This is a genomic window from Phyllobacterium trifolii, from assembly GCF_014192095.1.
GTDB lineage: Bacteria > Pseudomonadota > Alphaproteobacteria > Rhizobiales > Rhizobiaceae > Phyllobacterium > Phyllobacterium trifolii.
In genome coordinates this window covers 219,145-236,089 of sequence record NZ_JACHXN010000008.1, presented here as the reverse complement: position 1 = coordinate 236,089, position 16,945 = coordinate 219,145, and the positions used below count along the sequence as shown (strand labels likewise).

Below are 16,945 nucleotides of genomic sequence, written 5' to 3'. Positions count from 1 at the left end.
CAGAAGAAAACGGCCATAATGACAGGCAGAAATCTTGGCAAGCAAATCAGCGCGAGTGTGCCGTTATGAGTCAGACAGAATTCAGCGGAGACATTTCATCCGACGCGAGTGATCCCTACGCGCGCAGAGCCCAGACCTTCCCGCGTCTCGACGAAGAGATGGTGGACCGTGTTTCGTCATTTGGGTTTGACTTCAAGGTAGCCAAAGGCACTATTTTGTACAGCCGCGGCGAACGTCAGACCGATTTCTTTTTGATAAAGTCGGGCTCGATCGAAATACTCGATCTCGGCGATGACGGTGTACCAAGGGTTCTCACCGTTCAAGGCGAACGGGAGTTCACCGGGGAACTCGATCTGTTCAACAATCGCGAGAATCTTGTCTCGGCTCGAGCGGGCGAGGATGCGCACCTTGTGCGCGTTGAGCGCAGTTCGTTCCTGCGGATGATGTCTGCTGAGCCGGATATCGGTGAAATCATCACGCGGGCGCTGATCCTTCGCCGCGTTGGGTTTATCAAACACGGTCAGGCTGGCGTTGTCCTGATAGGGCCGAGCCACGCAGCGGACACATTGAGGTTGCAACGGTTTCTCACGCGCAACAGCTATCCGCACAGGCTGATCGACTCCGATGTTGATCCGCATGCAAAGGAAATGGTCACGGCGTTGAAGATTTGTTCGCTGTCGCTACCCGTCATTGTTCCGCCGGGAAAAGCGGTCCTGCAAAATCCAACAACAGGCCAACTCGCTGACGTTTTAGGGCTGACGGAACGCATCGACCCGAACGATGTCTATGATGTGCTCGTTGTTGGCGCCGGCCCTTCAGGTCTCGCATCCGCGGTTTATGCCGCCTCCGAAGGACTAAAAACCATCGTTATCGAAGGGGTTGCGCCAGGCGGGCAAGCCGGTACGAGTTCAAAGATCGAAAACTATCTGGGATTTCCCACGGGAATATCAGGTCAGGCATTGGCCGGTCGTGCTCAGGTTCAAGCACAGAAGTTCGGGGCACGTCTCGCCATCTCGCGTATGGCCGTCTCCATCGATTGCGGCGAGCTGCCTTACCGGGTTGTGCTCGACGACGGGCAGACTGTTTCGGCCCGAGCGATTGTTGTCGCCACCGGAGCCCGCTACCGCAAGCCGGAGCTGTTGAATTACGAACGTTTCGAGGGTCAGGGCATTCACTATGCGGCGACGGCCATGGAAGCACAGCTTTGCCAGGAACAGGAAGTCATTGTCGTTGGTGGCGGTAATTCGGCAGGGCAGGCGGCGATGTTCCTGTCTCATTCAGTGAAGCATTTGCACATTCTGGTCCGGGGTCCAGGTTTGAAGGAAACGATGTCTGACTATCTTGTCCGACGCATCGAAAAATCACACAAGATCTCGTTGCATCCCTATACCGAAATTTCTGTAATCGACGGCGATCGATACTTAAACAAGGTAACGTGGACAAATCGATCGACGGGAGTGGATGAGACCCGGTCTATTTCGAATATCTTCATGATGATTGGTGCTGCCCCGAACACGGAGTGGCTGGACGGCTGCATCAAACTGGACAAGTCCGGTTTCATCGAGACCGGTATCATGGCCGGTGTGGTTTCGAGCGGATCGCCATTCGAAACCTCAGCATCTGGCATATTCGCCGTGGGCGATGTCCGCGCGGGCTCTGTCAAACGCGTTGCATCCGGTGTGGGCGAGGGGTCTGTGGTTGTTCAGGCCATACACCAATATCTGAGGCAGATCCCGACGGCCCCAGCCACTAAGGCAGGTTAAAACGTCACTCGCATGATGATCCTTGCAGGCACAACAGGCATTGCCCCCTGTGTGTGCGGCCATCTACTCAACACTTTTCGGCTGAGTCGTCATCGTTGCCAGAATTGCCATCGTTCTCGCTCAAGGCCGCCGCAATCTGTCCAGCGGTCACCCTTTCGCGCATTGTTGGTCTGGAGCTGTCCTCGGTGATGTCCCTGAATTCGAGACTGATTTCCCGGTTGGCGGCGACGGCTGCGATGAGATCTGGATCGCGCATGCCCCGGTCAAAAAACATCATAACATTTCGTGCCAGGCGGTTGGCGCGCGGATCGGTCTTTGGTGACCTCTTCAGCAGCGCTGAAGCTTGCGCAAAGGCATGCTCCATTATTTGCCAATCAGCCGACGAATAGGTCAGTTCTTCCGTTCGAGAAAAAGGCATGGTTCCCCCAAAAGTCCAGCCGCCTTGTCACGTAATCAGATGATCATGGGCATTTCAATGGATATATCTGCATGGGAAGGCGTTGCGCCGGAATCCCTTCAATCAGTGGAATCAAGTCACTTTTGATTCCACCTTCTTATGACAGGTTCAGTGAGGTCGTGTTCGTAGCCGAGGATACTTATGCTCGCCGTATCGAGGACGAAGAGTCCACCGGCTTCAGGTTGTAATCCGAGCCAACGCGCCGCAAGGACTCTCAAGAAATGAGAGCTCGAGAATATCAGAAACGTGCCATCGGTTTGGCGGAGCTGGCCAATAATCAAATCCGCCCGTGCGCCCACATCCGATGTCAGTTCACCCCGCGGACAGCCATCTCGAAACAGACGCCATCCGGGGCGTTCGGCAAGGATCTGCTTCGTCGTCAACCCCTCATATGCCCCGTAGTCCCACTCTGCCAATTCTGCCTTCGTCACGGCCTGTGAGCCAAATCCCGCAAGCGCGCACGTTTTGGAAGCACGTTGTGATGGACTTGACCACACAGCGGAGAAAGTCAGGCCCGACAGACGGACGGCGATATGGCGCGCGGCCTCTTCCCCAGCGGGCGTCAGTGGTATGTCTGTACGTCCCGTGTGCTTGCCGGAGGCACTCCATTCTGTTTCTCCATGGCGAACGAGATAGATCTCCGGAAAAGCACTACTCATATGGACTCCTTTTGATGATCCACGTCGAGCCGATCGTTTTAACGAATCTGCTCAATGTATTTGGCGTGGAACCGGACGTAGCCATTCTCGGTCTGCTTGAGCTCAGTCTCGATCAACGCATGGAATTCCGGCAGTCGGTAAAAAGGAACAGTCGGATAAGCATGGTGCTCGGCATGATAAGGCATGTTCCATGCAAGTTTGCGCACCAGCCAGGTCGTGGTGGTTGTCCTGCTGTTCTCGAGCATGTTGGCGACATAGGGGCAGCGGCCATGTTCGGCCAGAAGATAGATGCGCAGGAAAGGTTGTCCCAATATCGCCGGCAGGACCCATACATACACAAGGACTGCCGTCTGAAGGTGGACGGAGACAGCGATCATCAAGGCATAGACCGCAATCATTATCTGTGCCTCGCTGCGGACCTTCCGGTGACCTTTTGCCGGCACGAAGGTATCGCTGCAATGCCCCGAGGCGTTTATCACAAGCGTCTTGATGTGGCTCCACCAAACAGGAATGCCGGACAGGTGCACGAGATATTGTCGCATGGTTTCCGGCTTGGGGGATATCAGCTCAGGATCGTTCTCGTGATCCTGAGTAAAGCGGTGGTGGGCCAGATGAAAGTAGCGAAACCAGTCCGAGGGCAGCACAAGCAGGACGCTGCAGACGCGCGCAATGCAGTCGTTCAACCACTGCGTCCTGAACGGCGTGCGATGGATGGACTCGTGTATAAGGGTAAACAAGAACACAATCAAAATACCCTGCGGGATCATCATGAGCGGCCAAAGGGGTATCCGCACGGCAATCAACCATCCGAGAAGAATGATTAAGCCCCAATGGACGGCGAGTTGAAGAAGGCCCGCGAGGTCTGATTTGGCGGTCAGACGATTGCGCTGCTCCGATGTCAATGATGCAATGACAGTCCGGTGATCCATTTGGCAATGATAAGCGAACGGAGCACTTATTTATACAACGCTCTCGAACGTCTAGACATGAAATTTGACTCTACGGTATGTGGCAAATAGTGTGTCGCCGAATCGACTGTTATTGACGTTCGTTGCTGATGTTGCACGCCGTTGTGGGCAGAAAATCATTCAAAATCAAAGCGCTATGACGGTAAAATAATCGTAGTGCTCAATCAGCGGGTCAAAGGCAAGATCTGCAACCACGTCACTGTCCTTTGAAAACAGGGCCGCATGGGCCCCTTTTTCATGGACGCACGGCAAGCATTAAATTGCCAGCAAATCGTTAGAGGAGATTTCCATGAGCATTCGCCGTATTGAAGTTGGTCCACGCATGAGCCAGGTCGTAATCCACGGCAACACGGTCTATCTCGCCGGCCAGGTCGGCAGCCCAGGCAAGAGCGTGACAGAGCAGACCAAGGACGTCCTGGCTTCGATCGACCGCTTGCTCAAGGAAGCCGGCACCGACAAATCCAAGCTGTTGCAGGCCATCATCTGGCTCGATGACATGAAGGATTTCGGCGAGATGAATGCTGCGTGGGATGCTTGGGTCGACCCGGCAAACACTCCGGCACGCGCAACGGGCGAAGCCAAGCTTGCAACGCCGGAATACAAGGTCGAGATTATCATCACTGCCGCGATCTAGGATGTGTTGATATTCACGCCATGACGGTCTGCAAACGGCATTTTTCTGCGATCCGGTGCTCACGTACTTCAAGTACGCTCCGCTCCGGTTCTCGAAACCTACCGTTTTCGACTCGCCATGATCGCGAATCTCATCGCACCCCAGAATCTTCTCTGGTTCTGCATAGTCAGTCTGAACTCGACTAAAATAGACAGAACACAAAATTACCCCCGCCGAGTCACCAGAATAGTTGGCGTCGTGGCAGGAATACTCAAGTAAATTGCTTGAGCGCACTGGATTTTTGGCGCGGAAATGAATAAAGTCCGCGCTTCTCCGGATTGCCGTAGGGGCAATTCTTCAAACGCTTGTCTGATTGTGGCTCATTTCCTTCCGCAAGGCGAGACAAGCATGGGTAAGGAAAACGATTGCAAGTTCTCGTCCGTGATAACAATGTTGAACAGGCCCTTCGGGTCCTGAAGAAGAAGATGCAGCGGGAAGGTCTCTTCCGCGAAATGAAGGCGCGCCAGGCTTTCGAAAAGCCATCCGAGCGTCGTGTCCGTGAAAAAGCAGAAGCCGTTAGCCGTGCCCGCAAGGCTGCACGCAAGCAGGCTCAGCGCGAAGGCCTGTTGCCAGGTCCGAAGAAAAAGGAACGTGTTGCCCGCCCAGCCGGCAACAATGGTAGCGATTACAACAACCGATAATTCATGACCGGTCATCCGGTTATAGATAAACGCGACAGAACCCGCATGGTCCAGGCCGTAGCGGGTTTTCGTTTGTCTGGAGATCGACCTGCTTGACAACTGCGTCAACAGCGGGTCACATAAACACATTCACCAGGGGAGTCCCGACAAGGGGCTGAGATACTGCTGGCTTTTGCAGCGCAGTGACCCGTTGAACCTGATCCAGTTCATACTGGCGTAGGGACGGTGCAAAAGTCTTCGCATAGAGTGTCCTGGCACTCGGTCTCTGTTCAGACTCGCGAACTCCTTTCATCCTTCCGGCACAGAACTGGGTTTCCACGCACTTGCTGCGCCATGCGTCCACTTCGATGGACGCAAAAAGGTCGCAGCAACACTTTTAATGGCTCATGGTCCTTATCCAAAAAGGAAGCACTTTTTGGGGTCATGAGCGGGCAAAGGAACCTGATGATGACCGTTTTCAATCCAATTGTTTCAAGCACGCCGACTGTTTCGACCGGACCACTCCCTGCATCGACCAAAATATACAAAACCGGACACATTCATCCGGATATCCGCGTACCCATGCGCGAAATCGCCGTTCACCCGACTGCCGGTGAGCCCAACGTTGCGGTTTATGATTCCTCAGGTCCGTATAGTGATCCGTCAGCAGAAATCGATATCGCCAGGGGCATCCCGCGTGTCCGCGAAAGCTGGCTCGCCGCGCAGGGCGATGTCCATTCCTATGACGGCCGCCGCGTTATCCCAGCGGATAATGGCTTCGCCACGGGCGAACGGCTGACGCCGGAATTTCCCATCCGCAACAATCCGTTGAAAGCAAAGGACGGCAAGGCCGTTACCCAGCTTGCTTATGCACGGGCAGGTATCATCACGCGAGAAATGGAATATGTCGCGATTCGCGAAAATCTGGGCCGGGAGAGTGCAAAAAATGGTGCGGTGCGCGATGGCGAATCGTTCGGTGCATCAATCCCCGATCACGTGACACCGGACTTCGTCCGCGAAGAGATAGCACGGGGCCGCGCGATTATTCCTGCCAATATCAATCATCCCGAGCTTGAGCCGATGATTATCGGACGCAACTTTCTGGTCAAGATCAACGCCAATATCGGCAATTCCGCAGTGACGTCTTCCATGGCCGAGGAAGTGGAAAAGATGGTCTGGGCGACACGCTGGGGCGCGGACACGGTGATGGATCTCTCCACCGGGCGCAACATTCATAATATACGCGAGTGGATTATCCGGAATTCGCCGGTGCCGATCGGCACGGTGCCGCTCTATCAGGCGCTGGAAAAGGTCGATGGCATTGCGGAGAACCTCACATGGGAGGTTTATCGCGACACGCTGATAGAACAGGCGGAGCAGGGGGTGGATTACTTCACGATCCATGCCGGCGTGCGATTGCATTACATTCCGCTGACCGTGAACCGCGTTACGGGCATTGTCTCGCGCGGCGGTTCGATCATGGCAAAGTGGTGCCTGCACCACCATCGCGAAAGCTTCCTCTATGAGCATTTCGAGGAAATCTGCGATATCTGCCGCGCCTATGATGTCAGCTTTTCGCTGGGGGATGGTTTGCGGCCCGGCTCTATCGCCGATGCCAATGATGCGGCGCAGTTTGCCGAACTCGAAACCTTGGGCGAACTCACCCGAATTGCGTGGGCCAAGGATTGCCAGGTGATGATCGAGGGCCCCGGCCATGTTCCGATGCACAAGATCAAGGAAAACATGGACAAGCAGCTCGCAGTTTGCGGCGAGGCGCCGTTCTATACGCTCGGACCGCTGACGACGGATATTGCGCCCGGTTATGATCACATCACGTCCGGCATCGGCGCAGCGATGATCGGCTGGTTCGGGACGGCGATGCTTTGCTACGTGACGCCAAAAGAGCACCTTGGCCTGCCGAACCGCGACGATGTCAAAGTTGGCGTGATCACTTACAAGATTGCCGCTCACGCTGCTGACCTTGCCAAGGGACATCCCGCGGCTCAACTGCGCGATGACGCGCTGTCACGGGCGCGTTTCGAGTTTCGCTGGGAGGATCAGTTCAATCTGTCGCTCGACCCGGAAACGGCGCGGCTCTACCACGATGAAACCCTGCCGAAGGAAGCGCATAAGGTGGCGCATTTCTGCTCGATGTGCGGGCCGAAATTCTGCTCCATGCGGATCTCGCACGACATCCGTGCCGAGGCGCAAAAGGAAGGCATGGCTGCCATGGCGGAGAAATTTCGCGAGGGCGGCGATCTCTATATGCCGTTGAACAAAGGCGCCTGAAGGAATGCACGTTCTTGTAAAGGGCGCCGGCGTGGCCGGATTGTCGGTCGCCCACGAATTGACGTCACGCGGCGCGCGCGTGACGGTGCTCGACCCGCAATCGGGCGGCCGCGCGGCGGCATCCTGGTTTGCAGGGGGGATGCTTGCGCCTTATTGCGAGCGGGAAAGCGCTGAGCAGGCAGTTGTCGAACTCGGGCTTGGTGCCGCTGACTGGTGGGAAGCGGCGCTGCCTGGCTCCGTGACACACAATGGTACACTGGTTTTGGCGCCTGTCCGTGACGTCAGGGAGCTTGAACGGTTCGGCTCGCGAACTTCAGAGTTCGAGTGGGCTAACGAGGATACTGTTGCAACGCTGGAGCCTGACCTTGCCGGACGCTTCCGCAAGGGCCTGTTTTTCAAGGATGAAGCACACCTTGACCCTCGACATGTGTTGATCAGTCTTGCGGCGAAACTGGCGGCGGCCGGTGTAGCGTTCGAAACTGATCCAGTGCGGACCGCGACAGCTGGTTTTGATTGGACCGTTCAGTGCACCGGCTATTCCCGCGACGATCAAACGATACGCGGCGTGCGCGGGGAAATGCTGATCTTGCGCACGTCCGATATCGCCCTGTCACGTCCTGTCAGGCTCGTTCATCCGCGCTTTCCTATCTATGTCGTGCCCAGGGCGGATCACACGTTCATGGTGGGCGCTACTATGATCGAAAGCGACTCGGCCGGTCCGATCACGGTGCGCTCGATGATGGAATTGCTGAACGCGGCCTATAGTTTGCACCCCGCTTTCGGTGAGGCGGAGATTGTCGAAACAGGGGTGGGCATTCGCCCCGCCTATCCGGACAATCTGCCCCGTGTCGTCCGCGAGGGTAAAACCATCAGCATCAACGGGCTTTACAGACACGGTTTCTTGCTTGCCCCGGCGATGGCCATGCTGGTGGCGGACATGATTTTGAATGAAAGGAGAGCAACCCGATGAAACTGCTCGTCAATGGAGAGCCGCACGATGTGTCGGCGCAATCGCTCGATGCTTTGCTTGCCGAACTGGAGTTCCAAGGCGAATGGCTGGCGACGGCATTAAACGGTGAGCTCGTGCGGTCACCGGAACGTCAAGCCTGCCGTCTGAACGAGGGCGACAAGGTCGAGATCCTTACGCCGCGGCAAGGAGGATGATCATGCTGAAACTTTATAATACCGAACTTTCGTCGCGGGTTTTGCTGGGAACAGCGCAGTATCCTTCGCCCGCCATCCTTATGGATGCAATCAAGGCATCCGGCACGGAAATTGTCACCGTCTCGCTGCGGCGGGAAATGGCAGGCGGCAAATCCGGTGACAAGTTCTGGTCGCTCATCCGGTCGCTAGGAACGCATGTACTGCCGAACACGGCGGGATGTCATACGGTGAGAGAAGCTGTGCTGACGGCGCAGATGGCAAGGGATGTTTTTACGACCGACTGGATCAAGCTCGAAGTCATTGGCAATCACGATACGTTGCAGCCGGATGTCTTCGCACTGGTCGAGGCTGCCCGGATATTGTCCGATGACGGCTTCAAGGTGTTTCCCTATACGACAGATGATCTGATCGTCGCCGAGCGGCTGCTGGAAGCGGGTTGCGAGGTTTTGATGCCATGGTGCGCGCCGATCGGCTCGGCTCTCGGACCGCTCAATATGCACGCACTGCGTTCATTGCGGGGCAATTTCCCCGATGTTCCGATGATCATCGATGCGGGTCTCGGGCGACCATCCCATGCCGCGACGGTCATGGAACTCGGATTTGACGCCATCCTGCTGAACACGGCCGTGGCGAAGGCCGGCGATCCGGTGGCCATGGCAAGCGCTTTCGCCAAGGCAGTTGATGCGGGGCATGTTGCCTTTCACGCAGGTATGCTCGAGCCTCGCGACGTCGCCGTTCCGTCAACGCCGGTAATCGGTAGGGCGGTGTTCACGTGATAGACTGAAGCTCTTAGCTGTCGAGTAGTTCAGCCACTTTGGCGTTGGCGCCGTAAATGAGGCAATCGGCGATTGTCGTCTTGTCCAGGACCGCACGGGTGACATTGGCGACTTCATTGAAGACGTGGCGTATCTCGCATGTCGCTTCGTCCTGGCAATCCTCGCAGCGGCGATAGGCGATCTTGCTCAGGCAGGGCAGAGGGGCAATCGGACCATCAATGAGGCGCAGCACCTCGCCGAATGTAATTTCTTCGGCCGGCTTCAGCAGCAGATACCCGCCCATCTTGCCGCGACGGCTCATCACGATACCCTGGTGCTTCAGATCGAGCAGTATCTGTTCGAGAAACTTCTTCGGAATATTCTGTTCTTCTGCGATATCCGAGATGAAGAGAGCTTTCTCGGCGTCTGCCCTGGCCAGAACGACAAGCGCCCGTAGAGCATATTTGGCCTTTTGCGATATCATTTCTTCTTTGCCTGACTACCAGTGTGGTGCAGTCATAGTCCCTCGCACTACATTTTCTAGTGTAAAAATGTTAAAAAATGAGTTTTTTTACGGCGGCGAAATGTCTTAAAAATGGTGTGTAAGGCGCTGAAAAATAATAATTCATTAAGAATTCGCTGCAGACGGCGGTGCGGGAACGGTGAATCCAATACACGATTAAATCGGTAGAGATTGTTGACAAATGATTTCAAGGCGTCATCATTAGCTAACTCTGCAACCGGATTGTTTGATGGAGGTCGCAATGTACAGTGAAGTATCAGGCATATTTAACCGGGCAGAACGCCTGTGGCGGGACGTTTTTGTAGCTGAAACTCTCGACCGGAATGCCAGCGATCCCAAGCAGCGTGATCGCGAAGAAGCGGCGGCCAAGAAAAACCGCAACTGGACCGAGGAAGACTTCCTCTGGTGCTGGCAGCACCGTGGATTTTGGTGACAATTCCACCAGCTTGCCTTCTGGGCACGCGGCCGCAGTTAACCGGCCAGCTGCGTTCAGGTCTGTTTGGAGTATTTGATTTCAACTAGCTTGACCATATTGGAAAGTAAATTCTTCCGCATCGATGGTTTTCCGGTCACTCTCGCAAAAAAATGTCCGGTGCCTTCGTGCCGGTGAGGCTGTGGGAGAATTCGATGAAAAGATTGTTTGTATATGCTGCTCTGGCCCTCAGTATGAGTTTGACGCCGGTCAGGGCCGCAGACGAACCCACCGAAATACTTAATGTTTCCTATGATATCTCCCGCGAACTTTATGACCAGATCGACAAGGCCTTCACTGCCCAATACAAACAGCAATCTGGCAAAGATATCACGGTCAACCAATCACATGCTGGTTCTTCCAAGCAGGCTCGCTCGATCCTCGAGGGTCTTGAAGCCGATGTAGTCACTTTTAACCAGGTGACAGATGTTCAGGTTCTGCATGACAAGGGTAACTTGATTCCCGCTGACTGGCAGTCGCGTCTGCCGAACAACTCTTCGCCGTACTATTCCTTGCCGGCGTTTCTCGTGCGGGCCGGAAACCCGAAGAATATCAAGAACTGGGATGATCTGGTTCGCGATGATGTGAAGGTGGTATTTCCGAACCCCAAGACGTCGGGCAATGCGCGCTACACCTATCTGGCGGCCTATGCCTTTGCACTTGAAAAATTCAATAAGGACGACGCCAAGGCGCAAGAATTCGTGAAGAAGCTGCTGTCAAACGTGCCGGTGTTCGACACAGGTGGCCGTGGATCAACGACGACCTTTGCCGAGCGCGGTATTGGCGATGTGCTGATCACCTTCGAGGCAGAAGTTCTCGGGACGCGCAAGCAACTCGGCGAGGACAAGTACGAAGCGGTTGTCCCGCCGATGAGCTTGCTTGCCGAGTTTCCGGTCACCGTGGTCGACAAGGTCGTGGATAAACGCGGCTCGCGCGCGATCGCGGAGAATTATCTGAAATTCCTCTATTCGCCGGAGGGGCAGGATATTCTCGCGCAGAACTACAACCGTGTGAACGACGAGACGGTGAAGGCGAAATATGCATCGCAATTTCCGGAAACTCGCCTGCTGACTGTCGAAGATGTCTTTGGTGGTTGGGCAAAAGTGACCAAAGATCAATTCTCCGAGGGCGGAACGCTCGACAAGGTGTTCACCAAGCGCTGACCTTACCGGATGTTTGGCAAAGCAGTGCGGTTCAGAGCCGCACTGCTTTCTATTCAACCAACGCTTGCGTTCATCCGAACATAGGCTAGAAACTGCTCATGTTTTCAAGGTCCAGTCAGCGAGGAATATTGCCGGGTTTCGGTCTCACGCTTGGTGTGACCCTGCTTTATTTCGTCATTATCGTTGCGCTGCCGCTTTTGGCCATGTTGTATAAATCCTTCAACCTTGGCTGGGCCGATTTCTGGAGTGTCGTATCCTCGGAGCGCGCGCTTGCGACGTATCGCATTACGATCGGTGCAGCGGCGCTTGCGACAGTGCTCAACGCGATTTTCGGTGTCCTGCTGGCATGGGTTCTGGTTCGTTATGAGTTTCCGGGGCGACGCCTTCTCGATGCGGTGGTCGATCTCCCTTTCGCGTTGCCGACTGCAGTTGCCGGACTTGCGTTGGTGACGGTGTTTTCCTCGAATGGCTGGTTTGGCCAATATCTGGAGCCGTTGGGAATAAAAGTCGCGTATGCGCCGCTCGGCATTGCCCTTGCGATGATGTTTACCAGCATTCCTTTTGTTGTCCGGACGGTGCAGCCAGTGTTGGAAGACGTTGCTGCCGATGTCGAAGAGGCGGCACGATCATTGGGCGCTACCAACTGGCAAATATTTGCCAGGATCATATGGCCGGCGATTTTTCCGGCATTCATTGCAGGATGCAGCCTTTCTTTTGCACGCAGCCTTGGGGAGTTTGGCGCCATAGTCTTCATCTCCGGCAATTTGCCGTTCGAGACGGAGGTCATGTCTCTCCTCGTATTCATTCGCCTTGATGAATACGACTACCCGGCAGCCGCTGCGCTGGCGACGGTGATGCTGGTCACTGCGTTCGTCATGCTGTTCGTCACCAACTCAATTCAGGCCTGGCAGTTGCGTTATGCAGACCGCAACTAGTCTCGTTTCACCAGCGGCTATAGGACAACCGTCGCGACGGCATGGCATCAAGCCATCGCGACTGTCGCAGTGTTTGCTGATCGCGTCGGCGGTCTTCCTGTCGATCCTGTTCATCGGCGTGCCTATGGCGGTGATTTTCACCTATGCTTTCCGAGAGGGTATCGCTGTCTATTTCACCCAGATCCTGCAACCCGCGACACTGCACGCTGTCTGGTTGACGGTTCTCACGGCGATCGTCGTTGTGCCCATCAATATGATCTTCGGGATATGTGTGGCGTGGCTGGTGACGCGGTTTCGTTTTCCTGGGCGGCGGTTGCTGATTACCCTGATCGAGATACCGTTTTCGGTATCGCCGATCGTCGCCGGTGTGACCTACCTGTTTCTCTACGGGAGCCAAGGCCTTCTTGGGCCGTTGCTTGAGAGCTACGACATCAAGATCATGTTCACAGTTCCTGCGATATTTCTTGTGAGCCTGTTCGTAACGAGCCCGTTCGTGGCACGTGAGCTTATTCCGTTGATGCAGGCGCAGGGTAGCGAGGACGAAGAAGCCGCGATCACCCTTGGCGCGACTGGGCTACAGACCTTCTTCTATGTCACGTTGCCAAATGTCCGCTGGGCGCTGCTCTACGGCGCGGTGCTCTGTAATGCTCGCGTCATGGGCGAATTCGGCGCTGTTTCCGTTGTTTCAGGCGCCATTCGTGGTCAGACCAACACGTTGCCGCTGCAGATCGAACTTCTATTCAATGACTATAACGTTACAGGGGCATTTGCTGCCTCATCGACACTGGCTTTGATCGCCGTCGTGACGCTGGTCCTCAAGTATTTGCTTGAACGCAAGCAGGTGAGTTAGGGCATCAAGCAGCTTGCTGGGCGCGAAAATCCTGCCGTGGTCTGCGCATTGAATCGGCCAGAATATGGGCTTCCGGCCATGAGCCGAAGCCGCTTTCAATATTGATGTGTCCGGCATTTTTCATATCGACAAAGCCTGAACCCCACACATTGGCCAGAGCTTCTGCCTTGTTGAATGACATATAGGGATCGTTGCGGCTGGCAACGACAATTGACGGAAAGCCGAGCTTGTGGCGTGGCAGGGGTGCAAAGCTGCGAAATTTGGAATCCTGAACGGCCATACGTTCAGCGTCGGCTGGCGCAACCAGAACCGCACCCGCGATATGCGCTGCCGATGGACGGCTGGCGAGATGCGTAACGAGAACGCAGCCGAGGCTATGCGCGACCAGGACAACGCCGGGTGTTTCGGCAAGGGTTGCTTCAAGAACATGAAGCCATTGGCAAAGGACCGGATTGTCCCAATCATCCTGTTCGACAAGGCGCGCCGTTTCATCCTCCAGCAGCCATTGCTGTTGCCAGTGGCCTTTTTCGGACCCGCGATATCCCGGAATGATCAATGTCGTCATGCGCCACCACTCCTTTTGTGCCATTGTCTGGAGAAGAATTCGTAATGTGGCCTCAAAATAGGGTGGCTACGCTGATCCATGAAGGAACAGCGCACTAAACTCGGTCAGAAATGGAAAATATTCCCTGCGCGAATTGCGGTTATCGTAAAATGACCCGTCAGGTATCGCTGTCTTTCTTGTACCAGCGCAACAGCAACTGCGAGCGTTCAAAATAAAGTACGACAAGCAGCGAAAGGGCAAATGGAATCAACAGGTAGAACAAGCGGAAAATGATAAGTGCGGCCAATACGTCGGCCTGATTCATATCGGGCAAACCGGTGAGGAAGACCAGTTCCAAGACGCCGAGGCCACCGGGTGCGTGGGAGATCAGCGCCGCGGAAAATGATACGAGAAAGATCCCGAGAATAATGAGAAAGCCGGGATTGCCTGCTGTCGGAAGCGTAAAATAAATGATGGCGGCGGCACCGATGAGCTCCAATGGTCCGACGATCAGTTGCTGGGCGACCACTGGCAACCGCGGATATTCAAGCGTGAAGCGCCGGATGCGCAGCGGCCGGAAATGCAGCCAACTGCCGAACACATAGAGGATGACGATTGCCAAGGCACCGAAACCCAGCACGTAGCTCAAGGAAGGCGGCAGTTCTGCGTTGAAACGCTGAAGGAGATGCGGCTCCAAGAGCAGAACGACTGCACTCAGTGTCAATACGCCCAACATGAAAGTGAACGAACAGAAGGCGATGAGCAGCGCAATTTCAGGGCCGCTCATGCCTTGCGAGGAATAGGCGCGATAGCGAACCACGGCTCCAGAGAGGACCGAGGCGCCGATATTGTGCGAAAGTGCGTAGGTGGTGAACGAACAGAGCGCGATGAACAACCAGGAAATCCTGCGGCGCAGGTGTAGCAGCGCAATGCGATCATAGCCGGCCAAGGCGGCGTAGGCGACGAGGGATGCAAAGCCTGCCAGGATCCAGCGGTGTGCAGGAATGGCATAAAGGCTGTGGATCACGTCATCCAACGAGATGCTCCGCAGCTCCTTGTAAAGGAGCCATACGGAAATCACGACGGCGGCCAGCCCAACAACCGGCCATACGTAATCCTTCAATTTCATGCTTTTTCCCGCTTGCCCATTCTGACTCTATACCGCTTTTGTTGCTTCTATACGGTTCGATTTCTCCGGCTTAGGGTCTTCAAGATCGAGGATGTGGGCGACGATTCCGCGCGCTATTTCACGTTCACCCATGATGACCGCGTCTGCACCGAGATCCTGCAGATGCTGGACCTCCGCATCCGAGTGAGCCCGCGCCAAGATGCTGATGACCGGGTTGGCGGCTCGGGCCTTGACCACGATCTGCCCGGCTTCAAAAGCGTTCGGGATGGCGATGATCAGTTGACGGGCCTGGGCAAGATTGGCGGCGGCGAGGATATCGCCATTGGCTGCGTTGCCGACAATCGTTTCTATGTTTTCGTCATGCAGTTTCGCTACAGTTTTGTCGGCGTCCTCAATAACGAGAAATGGCTTGCCGACCTCCTTAAGCGCCTCACCGACAAGACTGCCGACACGGCCATAGCCAACGAGAACGGCATGGTCAGTAAGTGTGGTCGGGCGAACTTCCACATCGGGTGTTTCAATTGCTACCAAATCTTCGGTCGAGGGTTCTTCGGTTGGCACACGCTTTTCGAGCCTCGGCTTCAGGTATGTAACCCCTGCAAACACCAATGGGTTAACAAGTATCGACAGGATGGCGCCACCAAGGATGAGGTCGCGGCCTTCCTCGGGCAACATTCCCAACCCGACGCCAAGCTCGGCGAGAATGAAAGAGAATTCGCCGATCTGCGCCAAGCTTGCAGAAATGATCAAGGCGGTGCCTGTTGGATAACCAAAGGCGCGGACGATGAAAAATGCCGCGAGCGACTTACCAATGACGATGATTGCGAGCGTTGCGAGCAGTGGCAAGGGATCATTGACGATTGTCATCGGGTCGAACAGCATGCCGACCGAGACGAAAAACAGCACTGCAAATGCGTCGCGCAACGGTAGGGATTCTTCCGCTGCACGGTGGCTGAGCTCAGATTCGCTCATGATCATGCCGGCGAAGAACGCGCCGAGCGCCAGCGACACGCCGAATAACTTGGCCGCACCGAAGGCGACGCCCAATGCGATCGCCAGCACAGCCAGGCGGAAAAGCTCGCGCGATCCGGTATGTGCGATCGTATGCAGGGTCCAGGGGATTACCCTGCGCCCCACGATGAGCATGACTGCAACGAAAGCTACAACCTTGCCAAGTGTCAGCGCGATGACGCCGCCGATGCCAAGATCGAAATATCTGACGATTGGATCGCTCGCGGCCCGAACCATATCGCCGGTTTCGCTACCGCCGTTGATGGCGCCGGCAATAGCTGGCAGCAGGACAAGGGCAAGAACCATGGCAAGATCTTCGACAATCAACCAGCCGACCGCGATGCGCCCCCGTTCTGTCTCAATCAGTCGCCGCTCCTGCATGGCGCGCAGGAGAACCACGGTACTTGCCACCGAGAGAGCGAGGCCGAAGACAAAACCCGCCTGCATGCTCCAGCCGAGAATCCAGGCAAGGCCGGCGCCAAGCAAAGTCGCTACCAAAATCTGCACGATAGCGCCTGGAATTGCGATGGCGCGAACCGAGAGAAGATCTTTCAAGGAAAAATGCAGGCCGACGCCAAACATAAGCAGAATGACGCCGATCTCGGCGAGCTCGGAAGCCAGCTCCTGATCGGCGACAAAACCGGGAGTATGCGAGCCGGCCAAAACACCGGCTACGAGATAACCGACAAGGGGAGGAATACGCAGACGATTGGCAATCGCACCGAAAATAAAGGCCAGAACCAGACCTATGACGATTGTCGCAATCAGCGGCGTTTCATGAGGCATATGTCGGCGTCTCCCTCGTAAGATGATCAATGGTTAAAATCAATGGGTCCTGCGAACAGGTGCTGTCGCAGCAGTATTGCGTACCTCCGGTGGCTTGCAAACCGATTTCATCGGCTCTGCGGCGCAGGAAACGCGATTTTTTCCCTGCGCCGCAAATAGTTAGCGTTGAACGCTAAGTTGGCAG

At 55.4% G+C, this 16,945-nt stretch carries 18 protein-coding genes and 1 riboswitch; of the genes, 10 read left to right on the top strand and 8 right to left on the bottom strand.

Annotation, left to right across the window (positions count from 1 at the left end; genetic code table 11):
- Nucleotides 1–65 precede the first annotated feature (65 nt).
- Nucleotides 66–1,763: an FAD-dependent oxidoreductase gene (locus tag FHS21_RS14595; protein WP_183662389.1), complete on the top strand. Its 1,698-nt coding sequence runs from the start codon at nucleotides 66–68 to the stop codon at nucleotides 1,761–1,763.
- Between the two features lie 67 nt (nucleotides 1,764–1,830).
- On the opposite strand, the gene FHS21_RS14590 is transcribed toward FHS21_RS14595, so the two are convergent.
- The 3 genes from FHS21_RS14590 to FHS21_RS14580 form a co-directional block, all read right to left on the bottom strand.
- On the bottom strand, nucleotides 1,831–2,181 hold the full coding sequence (locus tag FHS21_RS14590) for a hypothetical protein (protein WP_158482238.1): 351 nt from the start codon (nucleotides 2,179–2,181) through the stop codon (nucleotides 1,831–1,833).
- 116 nt (nucleotides 2,182–2,297) lie between these two features.
- Nucleotides 2,298–2,879 (bottom strand): histidine phosphatase family protein, encoded by a 582-nt coding sequence (locus FHS21_RS14585; protein ID WP_183662387.1) that lies wholly within the window; start codon nucleotides 2,877–2,879, stop codon nucleotides 2,298–2,300.
- Nucleotides 2,880–2,917: 38 nt separating this feature from the next.
- Entirely contained in the window at nucleotides 2,918–3,649 is a 732-nt protein-coding gene (locus tag FHS21_RS14580; RefSeq protein ID WP_246411033.1) for a fatty acid desaturase, read from the bottom strand.
- Between the two features lie 487 nt (nucleotides 3,650–4,136).
- Between FHS21_RS14580 and FHS21_RS14575 the strand changes: the two genes are divergently transcribed.
- The 6 genes from FHS21_RS14575 to FHS21_RS14550 all read left to right on the top strand — a co-directional run bounded on the left by FHS21_RS14575 (nucleotide 4,137) and on the right by FHS21_RS14550 (nucleotide 9,369).
- Entirely contained in the window at nucleotides 4,137–4,481 is a 345-nt protein-coding gene (locus FHS21_RS14575) for a RidA family protein (RefSeq protein WP_112528765.1), read from the top strand.
- A 404-nt stretch (nucleotides 4,482–4,885) separates the two neighbouring features.
- Complete coding sequence (gene rpsU, locus FHS21_RS14570; RefSeq protein ID WP_112528763.1) at nucleotides 4,886–5,161, top strand: 30S ribosomal protein S21; 276 nt, start codon at nucleotides 4,886–4,888, stop codon at nucleotides 5,159–5,161.
- Between the two features lie 124 nt (nucleotides 5,162–5,285).
- Nucleotides 5,286–5,402: riboswitch (TPP riboswitch) on the top strand.
- Between the two features lie 182 nt (nucleotides 5,403–5,584).
- A complete protein-coding gene (thiC, locus tag FHS21_RS14565; RefSeq protein ID WP_246411032.1) occupies nucleotides 5,585–7,429 on the top strand; it encodes a phosphomethylpyrimidine synthase ThiC in 1,845 nt (614 codons plus the stop codon).
- A 4-nt stretch (nucleotides 7,430–7,433) separates the two neighbouring features.
- Nucleotides 7,434–8,399 (top strand): glycine oxidase ThiO, encoded by a 966-nt coding sequence (thiO, locus tag FHS21_RS14560; protein ID WP_183662383.1) that lies wholly within the window; start codon nucleotides 7,434–7,436, stop codon nucleotides 8,397–8,399.
- Nucleotides 8,396–8,593: a sulfur carrier protein ThiS gene (gene thiS / locus FHS21_RS14555; RefSeq protein ID WP_112528759.1), complete on the top strand. Its 198-nt coding sequence runs from the start codon at nucleotides 8,396–8,398 to the stop codon at nucleotides 8,591–8,593. Before thiO ends, thiS begins: the two co-directional genes overlap by 4 nt.
- A gap of 2 nt (nucleotides 8,594–8,595) precedes the next feature.
- Entirely contained in the window at nucleotides 8,596–9,369 is a 774-nt protein-coding gene (locus FHS21_RS14550) for a thiazole synthase (protein WP_183662381.1), read from the top strand.
- Between the two features lie 13 nt (nucleotides 9,370–9,382).
- On the opposite strand, the gene FHS21_RS14545 is transcribed toward FHS21_RS14550, so the two are convergent.
- Both FHS21_RS14545 and FHS21_RS14540 read right to left on the bottom strand, forming a co-directional pair.
- Nucleotides 9,383–9,832 carry an RrF2 family transcriptional regulator gene (locus FHS21_RS14545; RefSeq protein ID WP_183662380.1) on the bottom strand — a complete coding sequence of 150 codons (450 nt, stop codon included), beginning with the start codon at nucleotides 9,830–9,832 and terminating at the stop codon, nucleotides 9,383–9,385.
- A gap of 295 nt (nucleotides 9,833–10,127) precedes the next feature.
- Entirely contained in the window at nucleotides 10,128–10,313 is a 186-nt protein-coding gene (locus FHS21_RS14540) for a hypothetical protein (RefSeq protein ID WP_183662379.1), read from the bottom strand.
- Nucleotides 10,314–10,498: 185 nt separating this feature from the next.
- Between FHS21_RS14540 and FHS21_RS14535 the strand changes: the two genes are divergently transcribed.
- From FHS21_RS14535 to cysW, 3 genes are all read left to right on the top strand, one after another.
- Nucleotides 10,499–11,506, top strand: coding sequence for a sulfate ABC transporter substrate-binding protein (locus FHS21_RS14535; protein WP_183662377.1), 1,008 nt, complete (start codon nucleotides 10,499–10,501; stop codon nucleotides 11,504–11,506).
- Between the two features lie 98 nt (nucleotides 11,507–11,604).
- Nucleotides 11,605–12,441, top strand: coding sequence for a sulfate ABC transporter permease subunit CysT (gene cysT / locus FHS21_RS14530; protein ID WP_112528751.1), 837 nt, complete (start codon nucleotides 11,605–11,607; stop codon nucleotides 12,439–12,441).
- Entirely contained in the window at nucleotides 12,425–13,291 is an 867-nt protein-coding gene (cysW, locus tag FHS21_RS14525) for a sulfate ABC transporter permease subunit CysW (RefSeq protein ID WP_112528749.1), read from the top strand. Before cysT ends, cysW begins: the two co-directional genes overlap by 17 nt.
- Before the next feature lie 4 nt (nucleotides 13,292–13,295).
- Here cysW and FHS21_RS14520 read toward each other — a convergent pair whose 3' ends face one another.
- The 3 genes from FHS21_RS14520 to ybaL form a co-directional block, all read right to left on the bottom strand.
- Entirely contained in the window at nucleotides 13,296–13,856 is a 561-nt protein-coding gene (locus FHS21_RS14520) for an RBBP9/YdeN family alpha/beta hydrolase (RefSeq protein WP_183662375.1), read from the bottom strand.
- A gap of 157 nt (nucleotides 13,857–14,013) precedes the next feature.
- Entirely contained in the window at nucleotides 14,014–14,964 is a 951-nt protein-coding gene (locus FHS21_RS14515; RefSeq protein WP_112528745.1) for a lysylphosphatidylglycerol synthase domain-containing protein, read from the bottom strand.
- A 27-nt stretch (nucleotides 14,965–14,991) separates the two neighbouring features.
- Nucleotides 14,992–16,761: a YbaL family putative K(+) efflux transporter gene (gene ybaL / locus FHS21_RS14510; protein ID WP_112528743.1), complete on the bottom strand. Its 1,770-nt coding sequence runs from the start codon at nucleotides 16,759–16,761 to the stop codon at nucleotides 14,992–14,994.
- Between the last annotated feature and the right edge of the window lie 184 nt (nucleotides 16,762–16,945).

Coding starts and splice junctions, on each gene's coding strand:
- FHS21_RS14595 (WP_183662389.1), top strand. CDS start 66: ATGAGTCAGACAGAATTCAGCGGAGACATTTCATCCGACGCGAGTGAT.
- FHS21_RS14590 (WP_158482238.1), bottom strand. CDS start 2,181: ATGCCTTTTTCTCGAACGGAAGAACTGACCTATTCGTCGGCTGATTGG.
- FHS21_RS14585 (WP_183662387.1), bottom strand. CDS start 2,879: ATGAGTAGTGCTTTTCCGGAGATCTATCTCGTTCGCCATGGAGAAACA.
- FHS21_RS14580 (WP_246411033.1), bottom strand. CDS start 3,649: ATGATGATCCCGCAGGGTATTTTGATTGTGTTCTTGTTTACCCTTATA.
- FHS21_RS14575 (WP_112528765.1), top strand. CDS start 4,137: ATGAGCATTCGCCGTATTGAAGTTGGTCCACGCATGAGCCAGGTCGTA.
- thiC (WP_246411032.1), top strand. CDS start 5,585: ATGAGCGGGCAAAGGAACCTGATGATGACCGTTTTCAATCCAATTGTT.
- thiO (WP_183662383.1), top strand. CDS start 7,434: ATGCACGTTCTTGTAAAGGGCGCCGGCGTGGCCGGATTGTCGGTCGCC.
- thiS (WP_112528759.1), top strand. CDS start 8,396: ATGAAACTGCTCGTCAATGGAGAGCCGCACGATGTGTCGGCGCAATCG.
- FHS21_RS14550 (WP_183662381.1), top strand. CDS start 8,596: ATGCTGAAACTTTATAATACCGAACTTTCGTCGCGGGTTTTGCTGGGA.
- FHS21_RS14545 (WP_183662380.1), bottom strand. CDS start 9,832: ATGATATCGCAAAAGGCCAAATATGCTCTACGGGCGCTTGTCGTTCTG.
- FHS21_RS14535 (WP_183662377.1), top strand. CDS start 10,499: ATGAAAAGATTGTTTGTATATGCTGCTCTGGCCCTCAGTATGAGTTTG.
- cysT (WP_112528751.1), top strand. CDS start 11,605: ATGTTTTCAAGGTCCAGTCAGCGAGGAATATTGCCGGGTTTCGGTCTC.
- cysW (WP_112528749.1), top strand. CDS start 12,425: ATGCAGACCGCAACTAGTCTCGTTTCACCAGCGGCTATAGGACAACCG.
- FHS21_RS14520 (WP_183662375.1), bottom strand. CDS start 13,856: ATGACGACATTGATCATTCCGGGATATCGCGGGTCCGAAAAAGGCCAC.
- FHS21_RS14515 (WP_112528745.1), bottom strand. CDS start 14,964: ATGAAATTGAAGGATTACGTATGGCCGGTTGTTGGGCTGGCCGCCGTC.
- ybaL (WP_112528743.1), bottom strand. CDS start 16,761: ATGCCTCATGAAACGCCGCTGATTGCGACAATCGTCATAGGTCTGGTT.